Annotated in this window: 10 protein-coding genes and 1 pseudogene; 2 read left to right on the forward strand and 9 right to left on the reverse strand. The window is 60.8% G+C overall.

What is annotated here, in order from left to right; translation table 11 throughout:
- From B5M07_RS09375 to B5M07_RS09410, 8 genes are all read right to left on the reverse strand, one after another.
- Positions 1–2,463 carry a GcvT family protein gene (locus B5M07_RS09375; RefSeq protein WP_120351108.1) on the reverse strand — a complete coding sequence of 821 codons (2,463 nt, stop codon included), beginning with the start codon at positions 2,461–2,463 and terminating at the stop codon, positions 1–3.
- Positions 2,464–2,551: 88 nt separating this feature from the next.
- Positions 2,552–3,139 carry a helix-turn-helix domain-containing protein gene (locus B5M07_RS09380; protein WP_120351109.1) on the reverse strand — a complete coding sequence of 196 codons (588 nt, stop codon included), beginning with the start codon at positions 3,137–3,139 and terminating at the stop codon, positions 2,552–2,554.
- 91 nt (positions 3,140–3,230) lie between these two features.
- Complete coding sequence (locus B5M07_RS09385; protein ID WP_120351110.1) at positions 3,231–4,496, reverse strand: ABC transporter permease; 1,266 nt, start codon at positions 4,494–4,496, stop codon at positions 3,231–3,233.
- Complete coding sequence (locus B5M07_RS09390; protein WP_067629395.1) at positions 4,496–5,299, reverse strand: taurine ABC transporter ATP-binding protein; 804 nt, start codon at positions 5,297–5,299, stop codon at positions 4,496–4,498. The genes B5M07_RS09385 and B5M07_RS09390 overlap by 1 nt, the downstream gene beginning before the upstream one ends.
- Positions 5,300–5,411: 112 nt before the next feature.
- A complete protein-coding gene (locus B5M07_RS09395) occupies positions 5,412–6,404 on the reverse strand; it encodes a taurine ABC transporter substrate-binding protein (protein ID WP_120351111.1) in 993 nt (330 codons plus the stop codon).
- 428 nt (positions 6,405–6,832) lie between these two features.
- Positions 6,833–7,609, reverse strand: coding sequence for a MetQ/NlpA family ABC transporter substrate-binding protein (locus B5M07_RS09400; protein ID WP_067629390.1), 777 nt, complete (start codon positions 7,607–7,609; stop codon positions 6,833–6,835).
- A 41-nt stretch (positions 7,610–7,650) separates the two neighbouring features.
- A complete protein-coding gene (locus B5M07_RS09405) occupies positions 7,651–8,325 on the reverse strand; it encodes a methionine ABC transporter permease (protein ID WP_067629388.1) in 675 nt (224 codons plus the stop codon).
- A complete protein-coding gene (locus B5M07_RS09410; protein WP_067629386.1) occupies positions 8,315–9,376 on the reverse strand; it encodes a methionine ABC transporter ATP-binding protein in 1,062 nt (353 codons plus the stop codon). The genes B5M07_RS09405 and B5M07_RS09410 overlap by 11 nt, the downstream gene beginning before the upstream one ends.
- Positions 9,377–9,568: 192 nt before the next feature.
- On the opposite strand from B5M07_RS09410, the gene B5M07_RS09415 reads away from it, so the two are divergent.
- The gene (locus tag B5M07_RS09415; protein ID WP_120351112.1) at positions 9,569–10,486 is read left to right on the forward strand and encodes an MBL fold metallo-hydrolase; all 918 of its coding nucleotides are present in this window, start codon (positions 9,569–9,571) and stop codon (positions 10,484–10,486) included.
- Positions 10,487–10,543: 57 nt separating this feature from the next.
- A pseudogene (locus B5M07_RS19590) lies at positions 10,544–10,699 on the forward strand (MBL fold metallo-hydrolase); the annotation flags it as partial.
- Between the two features lie 131 nt (positions 10,700–10,830).
- Here the strand turns inward: B5M07_RS19590 and B5M07_RS09425 are convergent.
- Entirely contained in the window at positions 10,831–11,388 is a 558-nt protein-coding gene (locus B5M07_RS09425; RefSeq protein ID WP_120351113.1) for a hypothetical protein, read from the reverse strand.
- Positions 11,389–11,451: the final 63 nt, after the last annotated feature.

Here is an 11,451-nt window from a genome sequence, read left to right on the forward strand (position 1 = left end):
TCAGACCTCCTGCGCGCGGATGCGGGTGTTTTCACTGTCCCAAAGCGGCGCGTCGGGCTGCACCGTGGCGCGGTAACTCTGGCCAAAGATTTCCACCGTGAGGTCCGTGCCCGGCACGGCAGCCTCGGCCTGAACCACCCCGAGGGCGATGGAGGCATCGACGCGGTAGCCATAGCCGCCGCTGGTCACTTCGCCCACAACCCGGCCCTTCAGGCGCAGTGTGGCCATCGCTGGCGCGTCTTGTGGATTGCCCTCAACGACCAACGTGACGAAGCGCCGCTGCGGCCCCGCCGCCCGTTCGGCAACCAGCGCCGCTTTGCCCGGAAACGCCTGCGGTTTCTCCAACCGGATGAACCGTTCCAACCCGGCCTCCAACAGGGTGTATTCCTGCGACAGGTCGCCTTTCCAGGTGCGGTAGCCTTTTTCAAGCCGCATGGAATTGAGCGCGAACATCCCGAAAGGCACGGCCCCACCCGCGATGACCGCATCATAGATCGCGGGCATATCCGAGGGCGCCGCGTGGATTTCCCAGCCCAACTCGCCTGCGAAACAGACCCGCGCAAGCAACGCGGGCTTGCCCTGCACAGATGCCTTTTGATGGCTGAGCCACGGCAATGCCAGATCGGCATCGGGAGCCAGTGGTGCCAAAAGCGCACGGGATTTCGGGCCACAGAGGATCAGGGTCGAGACTAGACCTGTTTGATCCGTCAGGCTGATCGCCCCCCCTTTGGGCAACGCATCGCGCAGCAGTTCAAAGTCATGCCATTGCGCGGGGGCGGCGGTGATCAGGGTGAATTCATCTTCCGCATGCCGCAGGATCGACATTTCGGTCAGCACCCGCCCCCGGCTGTCGGGGAAATAGCCCAGTGTCATCCGCCCCACTTTGGGCAGCGCGCCTGCAATTCGCCCCAGCAGCCAGTCCGCAGCGCCCGGTCCCGCCAGCGCAAAGCGTGAGAAACCGGGCAGGTCCAGCACGCCGACATGGTCGCGCACCGCCTCGACCTCCGCCCGGACCCGGACGGCCCATGGGCCAGCCCTGTCCCATGTCTGGGTCGCCTCTTCCGAGGTATCATCGCCGGGTTTCGCGAACCAATTCGCCCGTTCCCATCCGTTGTAGGCGCCCATCTGACCGCCCGCCGCGCGCAGGCGGTCTTGCAGCGGCGACAGTTTCTTATCGCGCCCCGCAGGCCATGCGTGATGCGGGAAATGCATCGCATATTCATGACCATAGGTCTCTAAAGCCTTGGCGAGGGTGAAGTCGTGATCGGCATGGGCAGTGAAGCGGCGCGGGTCGACATCCCACATGTCCCACTCTGTTTCACCCGCCATGATCCATTCGGCCATGACCTTGCCCGCGCCGCCGCCCTGCGCGATGCCGAAGGTAAAGCTATGCGCCTCAAAGGCATTTGGCACGCCGGCCATCGGGCCGAGCATCGGCAAGCCATCGGGCGCATAGGGGATCGGCCCGTTGATCACCCGCCCCACACCGCTTTGGCCCAAAAGCGGCATCCGCGCCATGGCGTCTTCGATATACCATTCCAGCCGGTCCAGATCATCGGGGTAGAGCTGAAAGCTGAAATCCTCGGGCATCGGATCGTCGGGGGTGATCCAATGGGCTTTGCAGTTGCGCTCATAGGGACCGAGGTTCAGACCGTTCTTGTCTTGCCGCAGGTAATAGGAACTGTCCACATCGCGGACCATCGGCATTTTGTGGCCCTTTTCGGCGGTCCATGCGGCCAGCTCGGGGATTTCTTCGGTCAGGAAATACTGATGGCTCATCACCACGGCAGGCACCCGGCGGCCGCCATGGGGGCGGAACCATTCGCCGACCCGCTGCGCGTAATAGCCGGCGGCGTTGACCACCTTCTCGCAGCGGATATCGCCCTTTTCGGTATGGACGATCCATTCGTCCCCATCGCGATCTATGCCGGTGGCGGGGGTAAAGCGGTGAATTTGCCCCCCTGCCTCCCGCGCGCCTTTGGCAAGGGCTTGGGTCAGTTGTGCCGGGTCGATGTCCCCATCCAAGGGGTCCCACAACCCGCCCGCAAGATCATGTAGCTCTATGAACGGATTATGCTCTTTCAGCTCGGCGGGGGTGCACATCTCCATCCCCAGCCCCTGCGCGCGGGCCATGGAGGCGACATGTTCAAACTCCTGCATCCGCTCACGGCTATGGGCCAAACGCAGCGCCCCGGTCACGTGGTAGTTGATCGGATAGCCCACCGCCTCGCCCAAGCCGCGGTACATCTCTAGCCCGTAGCGCTGCATGTTCATCACCGCCCATGAATTCGAGAAATTGGGGCAGTTGCCCGCCGCATGCCAAGTGGAGCCCGCGGTGAGTTCGTTCTTTTCAAGCAGGACGCAATCGGTCCAACCCGCGCGGGCAAGGTGGTAGAGGGTCGAGACCCCAACCACGCCGCCCCCGATGATCACGACCCGTGCCGTTGTCGGAAAATCAGCCACGTTCAGCTCCTCTCGCCAAGCACTGCCAAAGGCTGACCAAAGGCGCCCCCGGTCAGTTTGAAACCATTTGAATTGATGAAAGCCAGGTTCAGTAAACCGGCGGAGAGATCACCCAGACCACCACGGCGGGCACGTTGTAGGGATTGTCCCAAGTGTAATATTCGCCCCGAATGCGAAAGCTGTCGCCGGGGCAGACGGTAAAGCTGCGCTCTGCAATCTTCAGGTTCAACCGGCCCGAGATGACAAAGCCCACCTCCTGCGTTTCGCGCATGACGGGCGCCTCCAGCCCCGAATAGGCTGCAAAGGTCGAATGGATGACCTCGAAACTGTCGGTCAGATCGGGGGAAAGCAACTCTTCCGTCAACCCGTTGGCCGCACTTCCCATGGCCCGCCGTGCCCCGGCGCGCACAACATAGCCGCGTTCTTCGGGGGTCACTGTCGCTTCGCCAAAGAGCAGAGAGACCGGCACGTCCAAGATCTCGGCCATGCGTCGCAGATCTGAGATGGAGGGGGTCGAGATATCGCGTTCGACCTGACTGACCCAGCCAACGGAACGGTCCAACGCCTCGGCCATATCGGTCAGGGTCAGTCTGCGCCCCTTGCGGATCGCGCGTAAATCGGCCCCTAGTGAGCGTGGCGCCGTGGCCTCGGCCCCCTGCCTTTTCGCTCGGGTCATGTGAAAATATCCTCCATTTTTTCACTGCGGCGCGGAATTCGGCGTCTGGCAAGTGTTTCTCCTCGAAAGCGATGAACTGAGGCGGGCGGGGTTAAGACCGCCCCTTCCAAGGCACCAACAGCCGCTCGGCCTTGCGCATCAACATGTCGATGCCAAAACCGATGACGCCAATCAGGATGATCCCCATCAGTACGATGTCGGTCAGCTGGAATTTGGAAGCGACCATGATCATCATCCCAGCCCCCTTTTCGGCGGCCACCAGTTCGGCGGCCACCACCGTGCCCCAGCAGACGCCCATCGCCACCCGCGCCCCGGTAAAGATCTCGGGCAAAGAGTTCGGCACGATCACATGGCGCATGATTTGCGCCTTGGACGCGCCAAGCGAATAGGCCGCGTGGACCTTGGTGATATTCACCCCCGACACGCCCGACCGCGCAGCGATGGCCATGATCCATAGGGCCGCAAGGAACAGCAGGATGATCTTGCCCACCTCGCCGATGCCCGCCCAGATGATCACCAACGGAATCAGCGCAAGCGGCGGCACGGGGCGCATGAATTCGACAATCGGATCGAACCACCCGCGAAACCAGCCCGACAGGCCCATGGCATAGCCCAGCGGAATGCCCACCAGCGCCCCAAGGGCAAAGCCCACGACAACGCGGAAAAGCGAATAGCCCAGATGCTCCCACAGGGTGCTGTCCCGGTAACCTTGGCTGGAAATCTCACCCAACCGGGCGACCACGGCCTCAGGTGGCGGCAGCCAAATCGGCTCCATCTGCCAGCCCTTCGCAGGCTCAAAATTAAGCGTGCCCTTGGGCGACATGCCGACGCGGCCAAAGTCAGTCAGCACCTCCCCACCCGGCACGATCTCCTGGCCGTTCACCGCGACGACGCGGTGCCCGACATCGCGGCCCTTCTCGTCATTCTTATCGACGCGCAAAAGCCCCGACCGCCATGCGCCGATGGTGAAAGCGTCATTCTTGGCCCAGCCTTCGCCGGGATCGACCTGCGGCGTATCGGCATCTTCGCCCACGGGATGCACCAAGACGGTGATCGTCGCATCATCGCGGCTGCCGTCTTCGGCCTCTGCGGTATAGGTCAGCTCGGCCAGCCCCTCAAAAGGGCCGGGCGCATGCAAAAACCGGGGCAGCAGCGACGAGCCGGTAAAAGCGCCCCACAGCAAAAAGATCGTCAGGATCGAGATTACGCTGGCGGTGCGGTTCGAGGTGACAGCGCTTTCATCGCCAAAGGTGACGGTCTTGCGCGCAACAAATCCATTCGCAGTCTGGTCGACGGCAAGACGCACCAAAAAGAATGAGACGACAAAGATAACGATATAGATCAGTAGGATAACCATTATGCGTCCTCCGTCCGGCCCATAATCTCTTCTTCCATGTCCCAGATCATACCAAGGATCTCTTCGCGTCTTTCGGCGAATTCAGGGTGTTTCTTAACTTCGCGCAGATCATGGCCCACACCCAGATCGGCAAAGGGCAGACGGTATTCGCGGTGAATGCGCCCCGGACGCGGCGCCATGACCAAGAGCCGCTCGCCCAGCAGCAGCGCTTCTTCGACCGAATGGGTGATGAGGATGATGGTCTTGCCCGTCTCTTTCCAAAGCTTCAGCACAAGGCTTTGCATCTTTTCACGGGTCAGGGCATCAAGCGCGCCCAAAGGCTCATCCATCAGGATCACGTCAGGATCATTTGCCAGACAACGCGCCAGCGCCACCCGCTGCTGCATCCCGCCGGAAAGTTCGTAGATCGCCTTTTCCTTGAAGTCCCGCAGCCCGACGATATCGAGCAGGTGGTCGACCTCGGCCCCGTATTGCTTTTCGCTCTGCCCCTTCATCCGAGGGCCAAAACTCACGTTCTCGCGCACCGACATCCATTCAAACAGCGCACCCTGCTGAAAGACCATGCCCCGCTCTGCATCCGGCCCGGTCACGTTGTGGCCATTCAAAACGATCTCGCCCGAGGTTGGCGCAAGAAATCCCGCAACGATGTTCAGAAGCGTCGTCTTGCCACAGCCCGAGGGGCCCAGCACCGACATCAATTGGCCTTCGGCAAGGTCAAGCGATACGTTTTCAAGCGCCTGTACGTGACCGCCATTGGGCAGGTCGAACCGCATCGACAGATTTTCGATTTTTAGTCCCGACATGCCGCCCCGGTGCCCCCTGCTATTTTTGTAAGACCGCCCCCGCCTGCCCGGCTCTTCGGCTACAAAGAACCGGGCAAAGATTGGGGGCGGCCCCGTATTGAGCCGTCTTGGCTTACATCTCGCCTGCGGCCTGCAACGGACCGGTGTTGACCGCGTCGCCGTAGCTGTCGAGCGCCGCGTCGATCGCGCCCGCTTCGACAAAGACATCTGCGACGCCTTTCATGAACTCCTGCGCGCCACCCCCGAGCCATTTCTCTCCCATCTGGTCCTCAAGCGAGGGGAAGGTGAAGGTCGCGATCGTTTCCATCGTGGCGTCTTCGTCCATGCCGGCGTCCTTGGCGATCACGGGCAGCATCTTGGCTTGATTGGCCTCATCGGCCCACATCGCATTCGCCTCTGCCGTGACTTTCAGGAAAGCAGACACCGTATCGGAATTTTCAGCCACCCAAGACGCCGGACCAGAGGTCACGTCGAAAACGAGAATGCCCAGTTCTTCTTTTTCGGCGCCCGTCAAAAGGATATTGCCATGCTCCAGCATCCGCCGCAGAGAGCCGCCCCAGCCGCAGGCCATATCGACCGAACCCTGCGCGATGGCTGCAGCGCCATCAGGCGGCGCCATGTCCACCACATCAAGCGACCCAACATCGACGCCGAAGTGGCTCATTTGTTTGAGAAAACCGTAGTGCGCAGCAGTGCCGAGTGGCACGGCGACCTTCTTGCCTGCCAGTTCCGCGACGGAGGATTTATCGATCTCTAACTCCTCCCGGATCACGCAGTTATCATTCTCGGAATAGCTGACTGCGACATCAAGAATCTGAATATCTTGCCCCGCCGAGGTCGCCACCACGAAGGGCGGCACGCCTTGGCTTACCGACATATGCACATCGCCCGACGCCATCGCCGCCGACATGGCTGTGCCGGAGTCGAAGCTGACCCAATTCACACTGGTGCCAAGGGCTTCGTCATACATTCCTTCGGCCTTGGCATATTGGAACGGCATCGGCCATTCGAGGAAATACCCCACGGTCAAATCCTGCGCGGCAGATTGGGTGACACCCATCACAAGCAGGCTGGCGGCGGTGCCCATCAGTTTCACGGTCTTCATGATATTCTCCCTAGGTCTGTTATGGTCGCTTCTTCTAATTGAACGTCCCGTTCACATGTTTCGCGACCATCGGCCCCTGTCAGACATCAGGAAGGGCAAGCCCCGGGTCATGTGAAAAAACCCCTCGTGATTTCACGATACGGGTGGAATTGAACTTTTCAACAAAATTCTCACGCCGCAACGCAACATAATTTTCATGTTAAGAAGTCTGCGTAGAATTTAGCCGGGGGCACTTTTGCCCCTCGCAACGATAGGCGAGAGCTACGCGGTATTCCTAAACAGTAATTTAATTGTTTTGGCCGACCGTCAGACTCAACCTAATTGGAGAGGGAGTCTTAACCTGCCGAAATGCAGCCCCTTTGGGGCGATGGTGATCTTGACCCGCGCGGGGCGGGTCAAGTCTGTCGTGACGCTCTGAAAGCGCGCGTTTACCAGGAGGTGATAACAGTGCCCTGATAGCTTTCATCGATGAAGGCTTTGATTTCATCGGAATGATAGGCCTTGAGCAGTGTCTCAACCCATGCGGCTTCCTCATCGCCTTTACGCACGGCGATGACGTTCACATATGGGTTCTCGGCGCTTTCCATCGCGATGGAATCTTCCTTGGGGCTCAGACCCGAGGCAATCGCGTAGTTGGTATTGATCAAAGCCGCATCCAGATCGGCCAGCGACCGCGGCAGTTGGGCGGCATCAAGCTCTTTGAAGGACAGGTCCTTGGGGTTCTCGGTGATGTCGAGCACGGTCGGCACCAGACCTGCGGCCTCATCCACCTTGATCAGACCCAGTTCTTGCAGGACCAGCAGCGCGCGGCCACCGTTTGTGGGATCGTTCGGGATGCCGAATGTGGCCCCTTCTTCCAGATCGGCAAGCGCGGTGATCTTGTCCGAATAGACACCCATGGGGGTCGTGATGGTGTTGCCAACGACGCTCAACTCAAAGCCGCGGTCTTTCATCTGCGCTTCAAGATAGGGCACGTGCTGGAACGAGTTGGCCTGAATGTCGCCATCGGCCAGCGCTTGGTTCGGGACCACGTAGTCAGAGAATTCGACCACATCGATGTCCAAGCCCATCGGCTCGGCGATACGGGCGACCTCTTCCATGATCTCGGCGTGCTCGCCGGGGGAAACGCCGACTTTGATTTCCTCGGCGGCAAGACCGGTGGCCATCAGCGCCAGAACGGAGGTGAGTGTCGTAAGACGAAGCATAGTAGTCTCCTTAGATTGAGAGAGCGGGTGTAAGGCGCGGCCTATTGGCCGCCGCTTTTGGTGGCCCGTTTGTCCACGGCGCTGGCGATACGCTCGCCGATGGACTGCACAAGCTGTACCAAGACGATAAGAATGATCACGACGATTGCCATAACGTCAGGCATAAACCGTTGATATCCATATCGAATACCAAGGTCTCCCAGCCCTTCGCCCCCTACGGCCCCGACCATGGCGGAATAGCCAATCAGGCTGACAATCGCCAAGGTCAGGCCCAGCGTGATGCCGGGGAGCGCTTCGGGCAGCAGCACTTTGCGGATGATCTGCAGCGGGGTCGCACCCATCGCGCGGGCGGCTTCGATCAACCCGGAATCGACTTCACGGATCGCGTTTTCCACCAGACGCGCGATGAAGGGGACCGTCGCGATAGTCAGCGGCACAATGGCCGCCGTGGTGCCGATAGAGGTTCCGGCCACCATGCGGGTAAAGGGAATGATCGCCACAACGAGAATGATAAACGGAACGGAGCGCGTGGCGTTCACCACCAGCCCGAGCACCTTGTTCACCCAAGGCGCGGACAGCAGTTCCCCGCGTTGCGAGGTGGCCAGAAACAGCCCCAGCGGCAGGCCAAAGACCGTGCCAAGGATCGCGGATACCGCCACCATATAGAGCGTTTGCCCCGTCGCTTCGATCAAAAGGTTAATCAGATTAGCCGACATAGCCCAGCACCTCCGTCAGAAGCCCGTGTTGTTCCAAAAAGGCGCGCGCTTGGGCGGCCTGCGCCACCGGCAGAGACACCAGCAGGTTACCGAAGGGCCGGGTTCCGATCTCTTCGACAGCGCCCGCAAGGATATTGACCGGAATGCCCATATCCTGCGTCAACCGCGCCAACATCGGATCGGTGGCATGGGCGCCTGCAAAGGTGACGCGGATCACCTCTTCGCCGCCCGTTGCAGGGGCGGTTTGGGTCAGCCGTTCTTTGACGAAAGCAGGCAGGGTGACGCCGGTCACGCCCGAAAGGAAGGACCGCGTCGTCGCGTGTTGCGGCGCGGTGAAGATGTCATAGGTGGCCCCATGTTCGACGATCTGGCCTGCGTCGATCACCGCCACATGGCTCGCGATGTCGCGCACCACGGCCATCTCATGGGTGATCAGCAGGATCGTCAGCCCCAAATCGCGGTTGATGTCCTTCAAAAGCGACAGAACCGTTTGGGTGGTCTCAGGGTCCAGAGCTGAGGTCGCCTCATCCGAGAGCAACACTTTCGGCCCGGTGGCCAAGGCGCGCGCGATGCCGATCCGCTGCTTCTGGCCGCCCGAAAGCTCTGCCGGGTAGCGCCCCGCCTGCGCGCTTAGCCCGACCCGGTCGATAAGGTCCGCCACACGCGGTTTGATCTGCGCGCTCGGCATCCCGGCCACTTCGAGCGGCAGCGCAATATTGCCCGCCACGGTACGTGAAGACAGCAGGTTAAAGTGTTGAAAAATCATGCCAACGTCACGTCGGATCGCGCGCAACTTGCCGCCTTTGGCGGTGCTGACATCCTCACCGCCGACCAGCACGTTGCCGGTGGTCGGACGCTCCAACCCGTTGACCATGCGCAGCAAGGTCGATTTGCCCGCCCCCGAACGCCCGATGATCCCGGTGATTGAGCCCGGTGCCACGTCGAGGGATATCCCCTCAAGTGCATTCACGGTCGCCCCGCCTGCTTTGGTAAAGGCCTTGCCGACCTTGTCAAAGGCGATCGAGGCACCTTCTGTTGTGATATCAGTCATTTTCTGTCCGGGTCGGGGTGGGTTTCGAGTGGTGTCCCCTAGATAGAACCCCTGCCCCCGATGCAAGCCACGATCATGCATAGCTGCTTTGTTTTGCACACTTATCTCTTGCCGGGGCATTCGCCCCTTGTGCCGTCATCCGATGAGGATAATTATATTCACGAATCGGAATGAATGCGGGGAGGGCATAAGATGAAGGTCAATAGACGGACGGTGCTGGCAGGGATGGGCGCGGCGGCCCTTGTCCATGGCCCGCTGCGTGCCTTTGCCCTAACCTCTACCCAGATCGGTGGGTATGAGTTTGTCAGTGTGAGCGACGGCAATCTGCTGCTCCCGCGGAGTTTCTTCTTTGAAGGTTTGCCGCAGGAGGAACTGGCGCAGGTTTTGGCGCCCTTTGATCTCCCTCAGGACCAGTTGGCGCCGCCCTGCAACCTGACGCTTTTGCGCAATGACGACCGGGTGATCCTCTTCGACGCGGGCGCTGGCCCCGCCTTTATGCCATCGGCCGGATCGCTTTCAGAGAGCTTAGACGCGGCGGGCGTCGCCCCGGAGGCGGTGACCGACGTTGTCTTTACCCATGGCCACCCGGATCACCTTTGGGGCGTGCTGGACGATTTCGACGATCTGGTCTTTCCCAATGCGCGCTACCACATGGGTCAGGTCGAATGGGACTATTGGCGCGATCCGGCGACCGTGGAGACAATCGGCGCAGCCCGCGCCGCCTTTGCCGTCGGAGCCGCGCGGCGGTTGGCGGCGATCGAGGAACGGATGGCCCATTTCTCCGACGGCGATGAAGTACTCCCCGGCATCATGGCACAGGCGAGTTTCGGGCATACGCCCGGGCATATGTCGTTCCTGCTGGGCGGCCGCAGTGACGCGCTGATGATCGGCGGCGATGCCATCGGCAATCACCATCTCGCCTTCGCCCGGCCCGGCTGGGCCAGCGGATCGGACCAAGATCCCGAGCGCGGCGCTGAGACTCGGCAGCGGTTGCTGGACCGGCTGGCGGACGAACAGATCTGGCTGATGGGCTTTCACCTGCCGCAGGGCGGTCTGGGCCGGGTTGAACGCCATGGCGAGGGCTATCGTTTCGTCGGAGCCGCGCGATGAAGCGGTTCCTTTGCATCACCGCCCAACTGCTCGCCTAAAACACCACGACCGGTAGAAATTGCGGACAGATACCCCGGCTCGCCGCTCTACGACAAACCCTATGCGGGCGTCACCGGCGCGCGCTCTGCCGTCGGCGCGACCGCCCCGTAGACCTATGAAAACGCGAGCCATAACAACAACCTAAGCTTCATCGCGACCGGCGACGAGGTTGTTTCGCTGTATTTAATAGTCCCAGACTTCACTGTCATGTTTCGATAATCCTAGCCAAAGCGCTCGCAAGCACCAGTTCGGCCCCGCTTACCCTAAGGACCCGAGGGCGGATCACGCCCAGGCATAGGGTCGCATCAGAAAAAGGCAGCCGCTTCCAACTCCACCGTGATTACCCCGATGATCGCGCCGTTGGATGGTTCTGTAATGGGCATCGAAACACGGCTTTGATGCGCTTTGGAGCCTTCATCGATGGCCACTTGATCGATTACGAACATCCCCGATGGTGGCGTGAAACGATTGCTGTTCTTGGGCTTGCCGCCTTTGAAATAGACCGATGCGGTGCCGCTGGTGACCACGGTCAACCCATAGGCATCGAGCAGCGCCACTTCGGCAATCTGACCTTTGGCGCGGGCAATCTGCGCCGCTAAGAAAGCTGCGGCGACAGGGGCCTTTGCTTGGCTCGTCGGGGTGGCCTGCGCGGTCGCTGCGGCAGATGCGGCGGCCAAGACATTCATCTCACGGTGTCGCTGGTTCTGCTGCGCAATCGCGTCGACGATGCGGGCGTCATTGATCCAAGACAGCAAATCCCGGTCGATATAATCGTTCAGCGCCCAAGGCACTTCGGACGCGGTAACCTTGAGCCCGGAACACAGGATGAAGATGAGCGATACAAGTGGCAGGTGTCGAAGCATCGGGGAGCCCTCATGAGGTTGGCGGCGCGAAGACCGCGGGAGAGCTACACCCTAGCGTTCGAT

It is taken from the genome of Sulfitobacter sp. D7 (assembly GCF_003611275.1).
GTDB lineage: Bacteria > Pseudomonadota > Alphaproteobacteria > Rhodobacterales > Rhodobacteraceae > Sulfitobacter > Sulfitobacter profundi.